This is a genomic window from Klebsiella sp. LTGPAF-6F (genome assembly GCF_001753185.1).
Taxonomy (GTDB): domain Bacteria; phylum Pseudomonadota; class Gammaproteobacteria; order Enterobacterales; family Enterobacteriaceae; genus Klebsiella; species Klebsiella michiganensis.
In genome coordinates, this window is sequence record NZ_CP017450.1 from 6,112,025 (window position 1) to 6,128,266 (window position 16,242).

The 16,242-nt window shown below is 56.5% G+C and carries 15 protein-coding genes and 1 other annotated feature; of the genes, 3 read left to right on the forward strand and 12 right to left on the reverse strand.

The features are described from left to right. Nucleotides 1-197 precede the first annotated feature (197 nt). Nucleotides 198-944: a GntR family transcriptional regulator gene (locus BJF97_RS28655; RefSeq protein ID WP_070083018.1), complete on the forward strand. Its 747-nt coding sequence runs from the start codon at nt 198-200 to the stop codon at nt 942-944. On the opposite strand, the gene BJF97_RS28660 is transcribed toward BJF97_RS28655, so the two are convergent. From BJF97_RS28660 to ibpA, 3 genes are all read right to left on the reverse strand, one after another. Next, nucleotides 912-2,573 (reverse strand): putative transporter, encoded by a 1,662-nt coding sequence (locus BJF97_RS28660; RefSeq protein WP_004855675.1) that lies wholly within the window; start codon nt 2,571-2,573, stop codon nt 912-914. The genes BJF97_RS28655 and BJF97_RS28660 overlap by 33 nt on opposite strands. 196 nt (nt 2,574-2,769) lie before the next feature. Next, on the reverse strand, nt 2,770-3,198 hold the full coding sequence (ibpB, locus tag BJF97_RS28665; protein WP_032694291.1) for a small heat shock chaperone IbpB: 429 nt from the start codon (nt 3,196-3,198) through the stop codon (nt 2,770-2,772). A gap of 118 nt (nt 3,199-3,316) precedes the next feature. After that, a complete protein-coding gene (gene ibpA / locus BJF97_RS28670) occupies nt 3,317-3,730 on the reverse strand; it encodes a small heat shock chaperone IbpA (RefSeq protein ID WP_004126917.1) in 414 nt (137 codons plus the stop codon). Beyond that, nucleotides 3,724-3,798, reverse strand: a sequence feature (ROSE (Repression Of Heat Shock gene Expression) occurs in the 5'-region of heat shock genes and acts as an RNA thermometer to modulate expression.). (Overlaps the previous gene by 7 nt.) 300 nt (nt 3,799-4,098) lie before the next feature. Between ibpA and BJF97_RS28675 the strand changes: the two genes are divergently transcribed. Beyond that, complete coding sequence (locus BJF97_RS28675) at nt 4,099-4,431, forward strand: YceK/YidQ family lipoprotein (RefSeq protein WP_032694303.1); 333 nt, start codon at nt 4,099-4,101, stop codon at nt 4,429-4,431. Nucleotide 4,432: 1 nt separating this feature from the next. Here BJF97_RS28675 and BJF97_RS28680 read toward each other — a convergent pair whose 3' ends face one another. The 8 genes from BJF97_RS28680 to BJF97_RS28715 form a co-directional block, all read right to left on the reverse strand. Beyond that, the gene (locus tag BJF97_RS28680) at nt 4,433-5,659 is read right to left on the reverse strand and encodes a DUF3748 domain-containing protein (RefSeq protein ID WP_014839849.1); all 1,227 of its coding nucleotides are present in this window, start codon (nt 5,657-5,659) and stop codon (nt 4,433-4,435) included. Between the two features lie 51 nt (nt 5,660-5,710). After that, complete coding sequence (locus tag BJF97_RS28685) at nt 5,711-7,048, reverse strand: MFS transporter (protein ID WP_071846050.1); 1,338 nt, start codon at nt 7,046-7,048, stop codon at nt 5,711-5,713. A 179-nt stretch (nt 7,049-7,227) separates the two neighbouring features. Then, nucleotides 7,228-8,376: a galactonate dehydratase gene (gene dgoD / locus BJF97_RS28690; protein ID WP_014227329.1), complete on the reverse strand. Its 1,149-nt coding sequence runs from the start codon at nt 8,374-8,376 to the stop codon at nt 7,228-7,230. After that, entirely contained in the window at nt 8,373-8,990 is a 618-nt protein-coding gene (locus BJF97_RS28695) for a 2-dehydro-3-deoxy-6-phosphogalactonate aldolase (protein ID WP_070083019.1), read from the reverse strand. The genes dgoD and BJF97_RS28695 overlap by 4 nt, the downstream gene beginning before the upstream one ends. Further along, entirely contained in the window at nt 8,974-9,849 is an 876-nt protein-coding gene (locus BJF97_RS28700) for a 2-dehydro-3-deoxygalactonokinase (RefSeq protein ID WP_032694290.1), read from the reverse strand. Before BJF97_RS28700 ends, BJF97_RS28695 begins: the two co-directional genes overlap by 17 nt. After that, nucleotides 9,846-10,535 carry a D-galactonate utilization transcriptional regulator DgoR gene (gene dgoR, locus BJF97_RS28705; RefSeq protein ID WP_032694289.1) on the reverse strand — a complete coding sequence of 230 codons (690 nt, stop codon included), beginning with the start codon at nt 10,533-10,535 and terminating at the stop codon, nt 9,846-9,848. The genes BJF97_RS28700 and dgoR overlap by 4 nt, the downstream gene beginning before the upstream one ends. 241 nt (nt 10,536-10,776) lie before the next feature. Further along, entirely contained in the window at nt 10,777-11,589 is an 813-nt protein-coding gene (gene yidA, locus BJF97_RS28710) for a sugar-phosphatase (protein ID WP_004855697.1), read from the reverse strand. 115 nt (nt 11,590-11,704) lie between these two features. Further along, nucleotides 11,705-12,730, reverse strand: coding sequence for a zinc-dependent alcohol dehydrogenase family protein (locus BJF97_RS28715; protein ID WP_014839852.1), 1,026 nt, complete (start codon nt 12,728-12,730; stop codon nt 11,705-11,707). 110 nt (nt 12,731-12,840) lie between these two features. On the opposite strand from BJF97_RS28715, the gene BJF97_RS28720 reads away from it, so the two are divergent. Then, nucleotides 12,841-13,776, forward strand: a complete 936-nt coding sequence (locus BJF97_RS28720; protein WP_032694302.1) for a LysR family transcriptional regulator — start codon at nt 12,841-12,843, stop codon at nt 13,774-13,776. 32 nt (nt 13,777-13,808) lie between these two features. Here BJF97_RS28720 and gyrB read toward each other — a convergent pair whose 3' ends face one another. Then, the gene (gyrB, locus tag BJF97_RS28725; protein WP_004126944.1) at nt 13,809-16,223 is read right to left on the reverse strand and encodes a DNA topoisomerase (ATP-hydrolyzing) subunit B; all 2,415 of its coding nucleotides are present in this window, start codon (nt 16,221-16,223) and stop codon (nt 13,809-13,811) included. Nucleotides 16,224-16,242 lie beyond the last annotated feature (19 nt).

A 16,242-nucleotide genomic window follows, 5' to 3' on the forward strand; every position in this document is an offset into this window, starting at 1 on the left:
CGCCGTTACGATTCGTGATCGCTTTCATGGTTTTAATTGCGCCAATGTTGTCTACTTTTTAAGTAAAAATTAGACATTCTGAATTGCGCTGATTACGCCTCTGTAACGAAGCGTATTTATCCATATGTATTAACTCTATTTTTAAAGCTAATAATCCGTGCATCATCGTTTTCAACTGAGTGAATAGAGGTCTACTGGTGATCTACAAATCCATCGCCGACAGATTACGTTTGCGCCTCAACTCCTCCGATTTCGAAGTCGGCAGCCCGCTTCCCGGGGAAAAAAAGCTGGCGGAAGAGTTCGGCGTCGCGCGCATGACTATCCGCAAAGCCATCGATCTGCTGGTCACCTGGGGACTGGTGGTGCGTCGGCACGGCTCCGGCACCTACGTCGCCCGCAAAGACCTGCATCATGAAACCAGCAATCTGACCGGGCTGGCCGAGGTGCTGCGCAAGCAGGGTAAAGAGGTGGTCAGCCGGGTATTGGTTTTTGAGGTGATGCCCGCCCCCCCGGCTATCGCCAGCCTGCTGCGGATACAAATTGATGAACGGATCTACTTCTCGCGCCGGGTGCGCTATGTCGATGGCAAGCCGCTAATGCTGGAGGACAGCTATATGCCGGTGAAGCTGTTTCGCAATCTGTCGCTGGTGCATCTGGAAGGGTCGAAGTTCGATTACATCGAGAAGGAGTGTGGCATAACCATTAGCGGCAACTATGAAACGCAGTCGCCGGTGCTGGCGGACAGGCAGCTGGCGCAGTCGATGAACGTGCCGGAGCAGACGCCGCTGCTGCGTATAACCTCCCTGTCCTACAGCGACAGCGGCGAGTTTCTTAACTATTCGGTGATGTTCCGTAACGCCAGCGAGTATCAGGTGGACTACCACCTGCGGCGCGTCCAGGCGGAGAATCCGTTAACCTATCCCCCAGAACAGCACCGCCAGTAGCTGCGGCGTGATAATACGTAAGAACATGACCAGCGGATAAACAGTCGCGTAAGAGAGCGCCGCCGCGCCGCTGGTGGCATGCAGGTTGTTGGCAAAGGCCAGCGCGGGCGGGTCGGTCATTGAACCGGCCAGCATCCCGCACAGGGTCAGGTAGTTCATCTTCGCCAGCATCCGCGCCAGAATACCAACAGCCAGCAGTGGGATAGCGGTGATAAAGATGCCGTAGACAATCCAGCTCATGCCATCACCGTCAATCAGCGTCGCCACAAAATCGCCGCCGGATTTCAGGCCAACCACCGCGAGAAACAGCACAATGCCCAGCTCGCGCAGCGCAAGGTTAGCGCTGGGCGGCATAAACCAGTAGAGCTTACCGATGCTGCCGATACGCCCGAGGATCAGCGCCATAATCAGCGGCCCCCCAGCCAGGCCCAGCTTCAGCGCCGCCGGGAACCCCGGAATAAACAGCGGAATGGAGCCCAGCAGCACGCCCAGGCCAATACCGATAAATACCGGCAGCATCTGCACCTGCTGCAGTTTTTGCTGGGCGTTGCCCAGCTCGGCGGCCACCGCGTCAATCGCCTCCGGACGGCCGACGAGGTTAAGAATATCGCCGAACTGCAGGCTGGCATGGCTGCTGGCGACCAGCTCAACCCCGGCGCGATTGAGTCGCGAGATCACCACGTCATATCGCTGTTTAAAGTGCAGATCGCGTATGCGTTTACCCAATACTTTTTCGTTAGTGACCACCACGCGCTCGACTTTCAGATCGGTACCGCGCGTGGAGAGCGAAGTGGAAACCTCCTTGCCAATCACCAGCTGGGCATTGTGTAAATCCTCCGGTCGCCCGACCAGGTGCAGCAGGTCCCCGAGCTGAATCAGGGTATTCGGCGCGGGCACCATTAGCATCTCCTCGCGCTTGAGGCGCGAGCAGATCAGCTTGTCGCTGTTAAGCATCGGCACATCCTGAATCGCCATATTGTTCAGGTTGGGGTTTTCGACCCGCACGTTGATGGTCTGAAGATGCGCGTGGCCGTTGCCGCTGATCTCGTCAAACTGCTGGGCTTCTTTCTCGACGTTAATGCGGAAAAACAGTCGCACCAGCCACATGGTCAGCAAAATGCCGCAGATGCCAAACGGATAGGCCATGGCGTAGCTCATCCCCATCTGATCGACGGTATCAAGCGGCACGCCAAGGTCGCGCAGGATCTGCTGCCCGGCCCCCAGCGCAGGCGTGTTGGTTACCGCGCCGGAGAAGATGCCGAGCACCACGGGAAGAGGGATATCGAACAGTTTATGCAGGACCGCGGTGACCAGGCCGCCGAGAATGACGATCAGAATAGCGAAGAGGTTCAGCCGCAGGCCGGAGACGCGCAGCGAGGCGAAGAAGCCCGGCCCCACCTGGATACCGATGGTATACACGAAGAGAATCAGGCCAAATTCCTGAATAAAGTGCAGCATTGGGCTGCTGAGCGTAATGCCCGCCTGGTCCACAAAGTGGCCGACGATAATACCGCCAAACAGCACGCCTCCGATACCGAAGCCGACACCGCGCACTTTTACATTGCCGATCCACAATCCGACGACCGCCACCAGCGCCAATACGCTAACGGTCAATGCTATATCACTCATCGTCTCTTCCCTGTGTATAACATTACTCACAATGAGGATTATGACCGGTACTCACCAGGCTGTATGCCGCCTGGCGCACAATAATCACGGGATCAGCCAACGACCATTTTGTTGAACACAGCAAGAAAGGACAAAGTAATGCGTATCACGCACAAAAAAGCCCCGAACATCGGGGCTTTATAGGTGGTTAGCTTAATTAGCTATCTAACGCGGGGCGCTCGCTGATGGCGATGCGCTGCGGTGCGATCTGTTCCGGCTCGTTGCGGGTCAAATCGATATGCAGCAGGCCGTTGGTAAAGGTTGCCCCGGAGACTTCCATATTTTCGGCGAGCGTGAAGCTCAGGCTAAACGCCTGGTTAACCAGCCCCTGATGCAGCCATTTGGTCTCTTTTTCCGGCTGCTGCGGCACGCCTTTTACCGTCAGGCGCGTGCCTTCAAGCTGGATATCCAAATCTTCCTGACGGAAACCGGCCAGCGCAAGGGTAATGCGATAATGGTTGTCGTCGCTTTTTTCGATGTTATAGGGCGGGAAGCTCTGGCTTTCACCGGCGGTTTGTAGCGCGTTGGCCAGTTTGTCAAAACCGATCCATTGACGCAGCAGCGGGGATAAATCGTAGTTACGCATAGTCTTTCTCCTTCTAAGAAGCGAGTGGATATCTGCAAATCCTGTGGATTCGCCTTTGCCCCCTGACGGCGGGCAGTTTTTTTGAATGAATACCGGGCCGCCTTCGCGGCCCAACAAATTAGTTGATCTCGATACGGCGCGGCTTATTCGCTTCAGGAATAACTCGCTCAAGGTCGATATACAGCAGACCGTTTACCAGGTTGGCGCCGCGAATATGAATATTTTCCGCAAGCTGGAATTTACGCTCAAAATTGCGTTCAGCGATGCCCTGATACAGGTAAGTGCGCTCTTTCTGCTCGGCGGCATGGGCGCCTTTTACGATAAGCAGATTATCCTGCGCGGTAATTTCCAGTTCGCTCTCGGCAAAACCGGCAACGGCAATCGCGATGCGGTAGTTGTTCTCGTCTACTAACTCAACGTTGTACGGAGGATAGCCGCCATTACTCTGGCTTTGATTATTTTCTAACAGATTGAAAAGGCGGTCGAAACCAATAGCAGAACGATACAGCGGGGAGAGATCGAAATTACGCATAATACATAGCTCCTGAAATCAGCGAGAATTATCTGACCTTCCATCATGGACAGGCCGTTATTACCCGGAATACCCATTCGGCGTATTCTCCGGGAGACACATTCCTAAAATGGGTATATCCATGACCTTTTCAAGGGGAAATGGGCAATTTTTTTTGCAGTTTGCGGTCTATTGCTTAGACTGGAGGGACAGCACAAAAGGCAAAGTGCGACGCCTGCCACAGTGCGGCGCAATGGCACTATGCATCCATGGAATGGCCCGATATAACCGATATGTACGCCATTCTTCGGGCCGCGGCTCTGTTGGCTGCGCCCTGCATGATTTTGTACATAGAAGGTTCTATCAACGCCCGTAACGATGACGGAAAAATGATGAAAAACGGTCTGTTAAAGCTGGTCCTGTTTAGCGGGATGATAAGTTTAGGCGGTTGCTCCAGCGTGATGTCACATACCGGCGGTAAGGAAGGAACCTATCCGGGAACGCGCGCCAGCGCGCAAATGCTGGGAGATAGCGATGCCAACTGGGGTACGAAATCCCTGGTGGCGCTGGATATGCCGCTCACGGCCGTTATGGACACGCTGCTGCTACCGTGGGATATGTTCCGCACCGATAGCTCGGTTAAATCGCGCGTGGAAAAGAGCGAGAAAGAGACGCTGGCGACCAACGCAGTGATCCCGCCAGCGCCAATGCCGACCCCCTGATTTAGCGCGCCGTTGCGGTTACCCACAGCTGGCGGTAACCGTCCACCTCCTCCATCCAGGCAAGCCGTTTGCCGTCTGGCGAAAAGACGACCGCGTCGGCCGAAGGCGGATTGGCATGCCCATCAGTCAAAAAGTCGATTTCCCCGCTTCGCGCATCACAAAGCGCGATGCGGTTTTCCAGCACAAAGCCCAGCCATTTTCCTGACGGATGCCAGTTAAACGCCGACTGGATATCGGATCGGCTGTTGGTCAGCTGCCGCAGCTTGTCTCCCTGCGCCGAGATAAGCCACATTTGCACCACGCCGGCCTCGTCGCGCATCAGAAAAGCGATGTCCGTTGCCGACGGATTAGCGCGCACCCAATGACGCGGCGTATTCACCAGTCCCGGGTAACGGCGTTGGTGGGTAAACGTTAAGCGACGCTGAACAACGCCGGCAGGGGGAGCCGGCATCGTGGTTTCCGTTCCTGCCAATGGCGCATCGCCAGACTGCTTCCAGCCCTGCTCGCTCTCCGGCAGCTCGACAATAAATAGCTCCGGCACTTTGTCGCCATTTACCGCCAGCGTATCGCCAATAAACGCCAGCGCCCGGTTGCCCACCCAGCCCTCTTCATAGGCGCGATTAATCTCGTCGCTGCCCGGCGCGGGGGTTGGCGTTGTGCGGCTGACCAGCACGCACCAGTGGCTGCCGCCGTATTCTCGTGGATGATCCCCACGCGGTACTACCGGGCCATAGGGAACCGCCACGCCAACGTTGCGCAAATCCAGCGCCGGATCGCGTTCATGCAGCACGTGGTCGTTATAGGTAAAGCTGACAAATTCGCCGCTCGGGCTGAAGACATGCACATGGCTGCCGCCGCGCAGCGCGCCGGGTGTATAGGGGGCGGAAATATCCATCGCATCGAGGTTATGCGTATCTCCCTGCCAGGACACCACGCCGCGACGATGGTGGAAATCGTAATGCCAGCGCTCGTCAGGGTTTTCCGGGCCGTGGATAAAGACATATTTATCTATCGATGGATGAACGGTCACCACGCCAACGTACGCGCCCTGTCCGGCACGGTAGAGGATCTCAACCTCTCCCGTCTCGACATTCACCCGCTCGATGGTTTCGCCGGTAAAAGAGGCGCCAGAGGGACGAACGTCAAAGACCAGCCACCGGCTGTCCGCCGTCCAGGCGCGCGTGTTGGTAAGCTGATGATGACGGGGAGCAAAGGTGACTTGTTTCATAAACATACCCTGATGCGAGACTTTCGCATCAGGGTATCGTATCGGAAAGAATTAGCCTACTCGTTTGACATCCCCCACCAGCAGGATGTAAGAGAGCGCGCCTACCAGCGCAATAACGGAAATATAAACCAGCGCAGGGGCAAAACCATAATCCTGGGCCAGATAGCCCACCACCAGCGGAACGGTGATACCGCCCAGCCCGCCGACGAAATTAAACATCCCACCGGTCAACCCGATAAGCCGCATCGGCGCAAGCGAAGAGACCAGCGACCAGGTAATGGAAGCGAAGCCGTTACCGAAGAAGGCCAGCGCCATCAGGACCATAATCCACACCGGATCGTTGGTATAGTTTGCGCCCATGATGCAGGTCGAGATCAGCAGGCCGCAGATAATCGGGGTTTTACGCGCGGCGCCTAATGAGAAACCTTTTCTCACCAGCCTGTCCGCCAGCCAGCCGGAGAGCAGCACGCCAACAAAGGCGGCAAGGAACGGAACCGTGGTCATAAAGCCCGCTTTCAGCGCCGTAATCCCCTTTTCCTGGGTCAGATAGTTGGGGAACCAGGTCAGGAAGAACCACAGCGTCGAGGTCACGGCAAACTGTCCAAGGTAAACGCCAATCAGTTTGCGATGGAATACCAGCTTCCAGTCGGCTTTGGTCAGCGGCTGCCGCGCCTCTTTTTTAACGGGCGCATCGCCGTCCACCAGACCACCGCCGTCGCGAATATAATCCAGCTCGGCTTTGCTGATGCTTTTCGTCAGACGCGGCGGCTGATAAACCTTAATCCAAATCAGTGACCATACGATCCCGATAGCGCCGGTAACGATAAATACCCAGTGCCAGCTCAGCATTTCCTGAATCCAGATTAATAGCGGGGTCAGGAATGCCAGCCCGACAAACTGGCCTGAGGTGTAAAAACCGACGGCTGATGCGCGCTCGTGCTCCGGAAACCAGCTGGTCACCATGCGATTATTGGTGGGAAACGCCGGCGCTTCAAATATCCCGGTAATCGCGCGCAGGCCAATCAACGACATTAGCCCCGTGGCAAATCCCTGCAGTAGCGTCGCCACCGACCAGCCAAAAATAGCGATAAAGTAGGTCAGCCTTGAGCCCACGCGGTCAAGGAACCAACCGCCGGGAATCTGGCAAAGCGTATACAGCCACGCGAAGGCGGAAAATACATATCCCATTTCCGCTTTGGTAATACCAAACTCTTCCTGAATATGCGCCGATGCCACCGCAAGGTTGGCGCGATCAACATAACAAATCACCACGGTAATAAAGATCATAATCAGCGTCAAATAACGACGACGCCCGGGTTTTGCAGCTGTAACTGAAATATCCATCGCAATCTGTCTCCAGATTTTGGGCATAGCGAGGCCGCTCACCATGCCCGGTAATTTACAGAGGGTTTATTTAAATTTTTTATTAATAACTTAACCGTAATGCGCTAAATAATTTGTGCTGGGGAAAGGCGGCAAATTTTCGCATTCCCGGGAGCATACATTAGTATGTGACTGGGATAAGAAAATGCAGCCAACGCATCAGCAGCGCAAAGTATGACGCGCATTTACCATTCGGCGACGCTACCATCCTCATGCCGCCACAACGGATTACGCCAGTCCGGCGCATTCTGACTTAATTCAATGACCCGCGCTTCATCGATTTCTACGCCAAGCCCGGGCTTCATTAATGGTTTAAAGAAACCGCCTTCCATATTGAAGTCGTCTTTATTTTTCACAAAGTCGAGTAATTCCGCGCCCTTGTTATAGTGAATGCCCATACTTTGCTCCTGGAAGACGGCGTTATAGGAGACAAAATCGACGTGCAGGCAGGCGGCAAGCGCAACAGGCCCCAGCGGGCAGTGCGGCGCCAGCGCCACGTCGTAGGCTTCGGCCATTCCGGCGATTTTATAGCACTCGGTAATACCGCCCGCGTGCGACAGATCGGGTTGGAGAATGGCCAGCCCACCGGCTTCCAGCACGCGTTTAAACTCGAAGCGCGAGAACATGCGTTCGCCCGCCGCGATAGGAATCGAGGTTTGCGCCGCCAGCCGCGGATAATATTCCGCCTGCTCGGCAAGAACCGGCTCTTCAATAAACAGCGGGCGATATTGCTCCAGCTCTTTAATCAGCACTTTCGCCATTGGCGCGCTAACGCGGCCGTGAAAATCGAGACCGAACTCAATTTCATTGCCGAACGCTTCGCGAATTTGCGCGACGGTATTCACCGCCGCATCCACCGCGCGAGAATTATCGATCAGCCCCAGCTCTTCGCAGCCGTTTAATTTGAAGGTATCAAAACCAATACCGCGCAGCTTCTTGATGCCATCAATCACCTCTGCCGGACGGTCGCCGCCAACCCAGCTGTAGGCTTTGATTTTGTCACGCACCAGGCCGCCCATTAGCTGCCAGACCGGCGCGTTCAGCACTTTGCCTTTAATATCCCACAGCGCCTGGTCGATACCGGCGATGGCGCTCATTAAAATCGGGCCGCCGCGGTAAAAGCCCGCGCGGTACATCACCTGCCACAGGTCGTTAATCCGCGCCGGATCCTGGCCTATGAGATAATCGCCGAGCTCATGCACCGCCGCCTCTACGGTGCGCGCGCGCCCTTCAATCACGGGCTCGCCCCAGCCAACCACGCCTTCGTCGGTTTCAATTTTTAGAAACATCCAGCGCGGGGGTAAACGATACGTGGTGAGTTTGGTTATTTTCATTGCACTGCCTCTCGATACGCTTTAACAAATGCTGCCGCCTGCCGTTGGGTACGCTCTACGGATTGGCCAGCGCGATAGAGATCGCTGCCCAGCCCGGCACCGGTACAGCCTGCTTTTATCCACTGCGCCAGATTTTCCGGCGTCACGCCGCCCACCGCAAAAACGGGCACCTCCGGCGGCAAAACGGCCTTTAGCGCTTTGATGTAGTCAGGGCCAAAAGCCGAAGATGGGAAGACTTTCAACGCCTGAGCCCCGGCGTCCAGCGCGGCGAACGCTTCCGTCGCCGTCGCGCATCCGGGACAAACCGTCATGCCGTAGCTCACCGCACGGCGAATGACCTCGGGCTGAATATTGGGCGTGACGATAAGCCTGCAGCCCATTCGGGCAAGCTGGTCCACCCGCTCTGCATTAAGCACGGTGCCCGCGCCAATCAGCGCCTTATCACCATAAGCCTCAACAACGGCGGGAATACTCTTTTCCCACTGCGGTGAGTTGAGCGGAATTTCAACGGCGTCGAAGCCGGCGTCGATCGCCGCCCCCACGTGCGCCAGCGCCTCTTCCGGCGTAATCCCGCGCAGGATAGCGATAAGCAGTAAGTTAGTTTGCCACTGCATGGATGATGCTCCTTATTCCTGTCTGAAATGCGTTGTCGCCCGACACCACGATGGTCTGACGGCCAATGGCGCTCAGTGCCTGCTGATAGCGGTTCGCCAGCGTCTCGCCGGCGACAATGGTGACCTGCTGGTCGCGAAAGCGTTGGCTCAGGGTGGCGACTTCCGCGCCAATCAGCAGTCCCGACAGAAACTCGCCGACATGCGCGCGCGGCAGCGAACCCAGCACGTGTGAAGCGCGAACCTCAAAAAGCTGCGGCAGGATGTCTGGCGAATGCAGGCCGCGCTCAAGCCCGGCGTTAAACGCGTCAGGAGCGGAGACCTGCTCCGGTAACCCGGCGCCGACCAGCGAGTGGCGCAGCAGCAGGTGGTGAAGTTCGCCGGTCATCACCGTGCGAAAGTCGTTAATTTGTTGGCGGTCTGCCTGCACCCATTTGCAGTGGGTGCCGGGCATCACGTAGACGGAAGAAGGGGCTATCGCCCGCGCGCCGAGGAGCTGAGTCTCTTCGCCGCGCATCACATTATGGTTATCGTCGCGAGAGACGCTGAGTCCGGGAATAATCCAGACGTTGTCGCTAACGGCAGTTAATTGTTCACCAATGGCGGAGAAATGAACGGGAACCGGCAAGTAGGGTACCGCCTGCCAGCCGACGTTACTGCCGACCATTCCTGCCATCACCGCCGGGGTCGCGCCGTCGAGCCAGCCCCGGGTTATTTCGCTAAACACCGCGGCGGGGGAGTGTCCGTTCAGACGCGTGACGCCTGCTTCCGATTGCCTGCTCTCCAGGCACCGTTCGCCCTGATAGAGCCAGGCGCGCAGGTTGGTCGATCCCCAGTCAATTGCGATGTAGCGAGATGTCATGTGATTTCCTTTAACCTTCGTGTCGAGCTGGCGATCATGGTGAGCGCCGCCTGCTCCGCCGCTTCGCTGTCCTGATGCCGGATGGCGTCAAACAGCGCCTTATGTTCCTGGAGCGTTTTCGGCATGTTGGCCTCATCGCCCATCCACGTTCTTTCAAATACCGCCCGCTGTAGCGAGCTGATCGCCACGTTGAGCTGCTGCAGAACCGGGTTATGCACCGACTGCAGCACCGCCTCGTGATAGCGAATATCCGCTTCGTTAAACGCTTCCCTGTCCTGGTTATTGGCGATCATGTCGTTGAGCGCGTCTTCTATTTGCGCCAGGTCGCTCGACGTCGCGCGCTCTGCCGCCCAGCGGGCGATCGCGGGTTCAACCAGGTTACGTACCTCGCTCATCGCGCTAATCAGCCGCGGGTCGTAATCACTCTCCAGCACCCACTGTAAAACGTCGGTGTCGAGATAATTCCACTGGTTGCGCGGGGTAACGAACGCGCCGCGATAGCGCTTCATTTCAATCAGCCGTTTAGCCATCAACGAACGGAACACTTCGCGAATGATATTGCGCGAGGTGGCAAACTCCTCACACAGGTCGGCTTCAGCGGGCAGCGCAGAGCCGGGAACGTATTTGCCGCTGACAATCTGCTTGCCCAGCGTGATGAAGATGCGATCGGTTTTATTGAGAGTCATGGAAAGTCCTTGTGCTCTGGATGTCTCTCTACTTTACCGCGACAGGCGGTTTTAACCGCAACTTTGTAGTACTAACGTGATGTCACTCGTCATTGCTATGGACACAATGTAGTACAACACAAACATGTTGTACTACAATTTAGATCACAAAAACGACAATTCGGTTTGGTGATTTTGCGGCGGGGTAAACTCAAGGCATAAAAAAACCCGCGATTAACGCGGGTTTTTCAGAAAGAGATTTTTAGTTTAAGACATATTTTTCAATAGCATATGCCACACCGTCTTCCAGGTTGGATTTGGTGATAAAGTTTGCCGCTTCTTTGACGGCCGGAATCGCGTTATCCATCGCCACGCCGACGCCAGCGTATTCAATCATCGCGATGTCGTTTTCCTGATCGCCAATCGCCATCACCTCTTCCGGCTGGATGCCCAGCGCATCGGCCAGCGATTTCACGCCGGTACCTTTGGTGACGCGTTTATCAAGAATTTCAAGGAAGTACGGCGCGCTTTTCAGCACGGTGTACTTCTCTTTCACTTCAGCCGGAATGCGGGCGATAGCCTTGTCCAGAATCGCCGGCTCATCGATCATCATCACTTTCAGCAGCTGGATATTCGGATCCATCTTTTCGGCTTCGCAGAAGACCAGCGGGATCGTCGCCACGTAGGATTCATGTACCGTGTAATAGCTCACATCGCGGTTCGCGGTATACAGGGTGTTACGATCGAGCGCGTGGAAGTGGGAGCCGACATCGCGGGCCAGCTGTTCCAGATAGCGGTAGTCGTCGTAGCCCAGCGCGGTTTGCGCAACGGTACTACCGTCGCTCGCCTTCTGCACTAAAGCACCGTTATAGGTGATGCAGTAATCTCCAGGCTGCTCCATATGCAGTTCTTTCAGATAGCTGTGCACGCCAGCGTAAGGACGGCCGGTGGTCAGCACCACGTTGACGCCGCGTTCACGGGCTGCGGCAATCGCGGTTTTCACCGCAGGAGAGATAGTATGGTCAGGCAGCAGCAGCGTGCCGTCCATATCGATTGCAATCAGTTTAATAGCCATGAAATCCCCGGGTAAGATGAGTCCTTACTCATGCTAACGCGATTAAGCCCACAAAAATAGAGCTACATTGCGCAGCAGAACCCCCCCTTTTAGGCAAGATCCGGGGAACGGGGTCTTACTCGCGGGTGAGCACGATTTTGCCAAACGCACCGCGATCGAGGTGTTCAAGCGCCTGTGCAAGCTGGTTAAAGCGGTAACGGTGCTCAATCACCGGTTTCAGCCTGGTCACGTCAACGGCGCGGACAAAATCTTCCAGTGCGCGGCGGTGACCCACGCCAATACCTTGAATCACCGGGGATTTCAGCAAAAGCTCGCCTGCCGGTAGCGAGATTTCACTGCCGGCCAGCACGCCGATGACCGAAATACGCCCATGAACAGCCACGGCGCGCAGGGAATGCCTCAGGTTCTCCCCGCCAACGGTTTCAATGATGTGGTCGATGCCGCGATCGTTCGTCAGTTCGTATATCCCTTCAGCCCAGTCGCCTTTAAGCCGGTTGATGCCATAATCGGCGCCGAGTTGTTTGGCCCGCGCCAGTTTTTCATCGCTCCCGGACGTGACAAAAACCTCTGCCCCCTGCGCTTTGGCAATTTGCAAAGCGAATATCGCCACACCGCCCGTGCCCTGCACCAGTACCGATTGCCCGGCGCGTAAATGACCGCGCTCCACCAGCGCGAACCATGCGGTAAGCCCGGCGCACGGTAACGTGCTGGCCTCGGCGTCATCCAGGGTTTCCGGGGCGGCCACCAGCCCGTTTTCATTCACAATCACGTACTCAGACAGCATGCCCTGGAAGTAACCGCCGGTCGTTTTATAGGGCAAAGTGCGGGCGTCCGCTGTTGGCCTACCGTCGATCCACTCCGGGAAAAAGGTCGAGATGACGCGAGCGCCGGGTGTGAAACGCGTGACGCCCTCACCCGTACTTTCCACCACGCCCGCCATATCGGACGCCGGCGTAAACGGGAAGGAAAGCGCAATCGGCATGGTGCCTTCAATGACCATTTTATCGCGATAGTTGAGCGCAACGGCATTCACCCGTACGCGGACTTCACCCGGCCCTGGCTGCGGAACAGGCGCCTGGATGAGTTTGAGGTTGTCGCGCCCGAGGGCGTCCATGGACCAGCGTTGCATTGTCTCAGTCATTTTTTCTCTCCTGCCATTAAATAAGCTTCAGGAGCGACAGTCTACCGTTGACTCAGGGTCGCCAGTGGCGATAAGTTTTCCCATTATTGATGAAAGAAAAGATACAATCCATGACCGATACGCTGAAGGATATTCCGGTTTTTGTGGCCGCCGTTGAGGCGGGGAGTTTTGCTCAGGCCGCAATCCGTTTGCATTTGTCGCGTTCGGCGGTGGGAAAGAGCATCGCTCGCCTTGAGGAGCGACTGGGGGTACGTCTGTTTCAACGTACCACCCGCAGCCAGAGCCTGACCGACAACGGCGCCCTTTTTTATGAACACTGCCTGCGCGCGCTGGAGGAAATTCGGGGCGCAGAATCGCTGCTGGAAACGGGGAAACAGCAGGTCAGTGGCCGCCTGCGCGTGGCCATGCCGGTGCTGTTTGGCCGCCAGTGCGTCGCCCCGCTGCTGATCGCGCTGGCGCAGGAACATCCAGGCCTTGAGCTGGAGATGTCATTCAGCGATCGCGTGGTGGATCTCGTCGAGGAAGGGTTTGATATGGCGGTGCGTAACGGCACGCTTCAGGACAGCAGCGTTCTGGTCGCCCGAAGGCTGGGAGAACACCGCATGGTGCTGTGCGCCGCGCCGGATTATCTGCTGAAGAAGGGCACGCCGCAAAGCGTTGATGATTTACCCCATCATGCGGCCATTAACTATCTGCAGGCCGGCAGAGTGCTCTCCTGGCAACTGATGGATAGCGAAGGTGCCTCGCACACCTTCACTCCCCGTTCATCGCTCAATATGGATGATTTGCAGGCGATCTGCGACGCTGCACTGGCCGGACACGGCATTGCATGGCTGCCCTGCTGGATGGTCAGCAAAGAAATTCATCAGGGAAAACTCGTTCCGCTGTTAAAGCAGGCGCCGGATGTGCGCTTCGACGTTCACGCGGTCTGGCAACAGACGCCGCATCTACCGCTGAGGGTGAGAATTGCCGTCGATACGCTCGCCAGCCGCTTACCGTCCGTGATGTCGCTGGATATGCCTGCGCCCACAAAAAAGCCGCGCTAAACGCGCGGCCTGAGTATGGCGGTGTACGACGATTAAATATCGATGTTTGCCGCTTTGAGGGCGTTCTCTTCGATAAAGGCGCGACGCGGTTCAACGGCGTCCCCCATCAGGGTCGTGAACAGCTGGTCAGCGGCAATCGCGTCCTTGACGGTCACGCGCAGCATGCGGCGGCTGTCCGGATCCATGGTAGTTTCCCACAGCTGATCCGGGTTCATCTCACCAAGACCTTTATAGCGCTGGATAGAGAGGCCGCGACGGGACTCCTTCACCAGCCAGTCCAGCGCCTGCTCGAAGCTGGCAACCGGCTGACGACGTTCGCCGCGCTCGATAAAGGCATCGTCTTCAATCAGACCGCGCAGCGTTTCGCCCAGCGCGCAGATACGGTGGTATTCCGGCCCGGTGACAAACTCGTGATCCAGCGGGTAGTCGGTATCCACGCCGTGGGTACGCACGCGAACGATTGGCTCAAACTGCTGCAGCTCGGCGTTCTCGCGGACATCAAATTTCCACTGGCTGCCGTGCTGCTCTTTCTCGTTCAGCTCGCTCACCAGAGCGTTGATCCAGCGCGTTACGGTCTGCTCGTTCGCCAGGTCGGCCTCCGCCAGCGTCGGCTGATAGATAAGCTCTTTCAGCAGGGCTTTAGGATAACGACGTTCCATACGCGTAATCATTTTCTGCGTGGCGTTATACTCGGCAACCAGTCTCTCCAGCGGCTCGCCGGCTAAGGCCGGCGCGTTGGCGTTGGTATGCAAAGTGGCGCCATCCAGCGCGATGGAGATTTGGTACTGATCCATCGCTTCGTCGTCTTTAATGTACTGTTCCTGCTTGCCTTTCTTCACTTTGTACAGCGGCGGCTGGGCAATGTAGACGTGTCCGCGCTCAACGATTTCCGGCATCTGGCGATAGAAGAAGGTCAGCAGCAGCGTACGAATGTGCGAGCCGTCGACGTCCGCATCGGTCATGATGATGATGCTGTGGTAGCGCAGTTTGTCCGGGTTGTACTCATCGCGGCCAATGCCGCAGCCCAGCGCGGTAATCAGCGTCGCCACTTCCTGAGACGCGAGCATTTTGTCAAAGCGCGCTTTCTCAACGTTAAGGATTTTACCTTTCAGCGGAAGAATCGCCTGGTTCTTACGGTTACGCCCCTGTTTCGCAGAGCCGCCCGCAGAGTCCCCTTCCACTAAGTACAGTTCAGAGTGCGCGGGGTCGCGTTCCTGACAGTCCGCCAGCTTGCCCGGCAGGCCAGCCAGATCCAGCGCGCCTTTACGGCGAGTCATTTCACGCGCACGACGTGCGGCTTCGCGCGCGCGCGCCGCGTCGATGATTTTACCGACCACGATTTTGGCGTCAGACGGGTTTTCCAGCAGGTATTCGTTCAGCAGTTCGTTCATCTGCTGTTCGACCGCCGATTTCACCTCGGAAGAGACTAGCTTGTCTTTGGTCTGCGAGGAGAATTTCGGATCCGGCACCTTCACGGAGACCACGGCAATCAGGCCTTCACGGGCATCGTCGCCGGTGGCGCTGACTTTCGCTTTTTTGCTATAGCCTTCTTTATCCATGTAGGCGTTCAGGGTACGGGTCATTGCCGCACGGAAGCCTGCAAGGTGGGTACCGCCGTCGCGCTGCGGAATGTTGTTGGTAAAGCAGTAGATGTTTTCCTGGAAACCATCGTTCCACTGCAGCGCAACTTCAACGCCGATGCCGTCTTTTTCGGTGGAGAAATAGAAGATATTCGGGTGGATCGGCGTTTTGTTTTTGTTCAGATATTCGACGAACGCTTTGATACCGCCTTCGTAGTGGAAATGATCTTCTTTACCGTCGCGCTTGTCGCGCAGGCGAATCGACACCCCGGAGTTCAGGAACGACAGCTCGCGCAGGCGTTTTGCCAGAATCTCGTATTCGAATTCGACCACGTTGGTAAAGGTTTCGTAGCTCGGCCAGAAGCGAACCATGGTGCCGGTTTTTTCAGTTTCGCCGGTAACCGCCAGCGGCGCCTGCGGCACGCCGTGGGCATAAATCTGACGGTGAATTTTGTTATCGCGCTGAATGACCAGCTCCAGCTTCTGCGACAGGGCGTTAACAACGGAAACGCCTACGCCATGCAGACCGCCGGAAACTTTATACGAGTTATCATCGAATTTACCGCCCGCGTGCAGAACGGTCATGATCACTTCCGCCGCCGACACGCCCTCTTCCGGGTGAATACCGGTAGGAATACCGCGGCCGTCATCCTGTACGGAGACGGAGTTGTCGCTGTGGATAGTAACAACGATGTCTTTACAGTAACCTGCGAGCGCTTCGTCGATAGCGTTATCCACAACCTCGAATACCATGTGGTGCAGACCGGTGCCGTCATCCGTGTCGCCGATATACATACCCGGGCGCTTACGCACCGCATCCAGCCCTTTCAGGACTTTGATACTGGAGGAGTCATAAGAATTCGACATCAACGTTTCTCGCTCATTT

What these genes read in the sequence shown, in the direction of transcription:
- BJF97_RS28700 (WP_032694290.1), bottom strand. Translation starts at nt 9,849, where the DNA reads ATGACATCTCGCTACATCGCAATTGACTGGGGATCGACCAACCTGCGC.
- BJF97_RS28715 (WP_014839852.1), bottom strand. Translation starts at nt 12,730, where the DNA reads ATGACTGAGACAATGCAACGCTGGTCCATGGACGCCCTCGGGCGCGAC.
- dgoD (WP_014227329.1), bottom strand. Translation starts at nt 8,376, where the DNA reads ATGAAAATAACCAAACTCACCACGTATCGTTTACCCCCGCGCTGGATG.
- BJF97_RS28680 (WP_014839849.1), bottom strand. Translation starts at nt 5,659, where the DNA reads ATGAAACAAGTCACCTTTGCTCCCCGTCATCATCAGCTTACCAACACG.
- ibpA (WP_004126917.1), bottom strand. Translation starts at nt 3,730, where the DNA reads ATGCGTAATTTCGATCTCTCCCCGCTGTATCGTTCTGCTATTGGTTTC.
- BJF97_RS28720 (WP_032694302.1), top strand. Translation starts at nt 12,841, where the DNA reads ATGACCGATACGCTGAAGGATATTCCGGTTTTTGTGGCCGCCGTTGAG.
- ibpB (WP_032694291.1), bottom strand. Translation starts at nt 3,198, where the DNA reads ATGCGTAACTACGATTTATCCCCGCTGCTGCGTCAATGGATCGGTTTT.
- BJF97_RS28685 (WP_071846050.1), bottom strand. Translation starts at nt 7,048, where the DNA reads ATGGTGAGCGGCCTCGCTATGCCCAAAATCTGGAGACAGATTGCGATG.
- gyrB (WP_004126944.1), bottom strand. Translation starts at nt 16,223, where the DNA reads ATGTCGAATTCTTATGACTCCTCCAGTATCAAAGTCCTGAAAGGGCTG.
- BJF97_RS28660 (WP_004855675.1), bottom strand. Translation starts at nt 2,573, where the DNA reads ATGAGTGATATAGCATTGACCGTTAGCGTATTGGCGCTGGTGGCGGTC.
- yidA (WP_004855697.1), bottom strand. Translation starts at nt 11,589, where the DNA reads ATGGCTATTAAACTGATTGCAATCGATATGGACGGCACGCTGCTGCTG.
- BJF97_RS28675 (WP_032694303.1), top strand. Translation starts at nt 4,099, where the DNA reads ATGATGAAAAACGGTCTGTTAAAGCTGGTCCTGTTTAGCGGGATGATA.
- dgoR (WP_032694289.1), bottom strand. Translation starts at nt 10,535, where the DNA reads ATGACTCTCAATAAAACCGATCGCATCTTCATCACGCTGGGCAAGCAG.
- BJF97_RS28695 (WP_070083019.1), bottom strand. Translation starts at nt 8,990, where the DNA reads ATGCAGTGGCAAACTAACTTACTGCTTATCGCTATCCTGCGCGGGATT.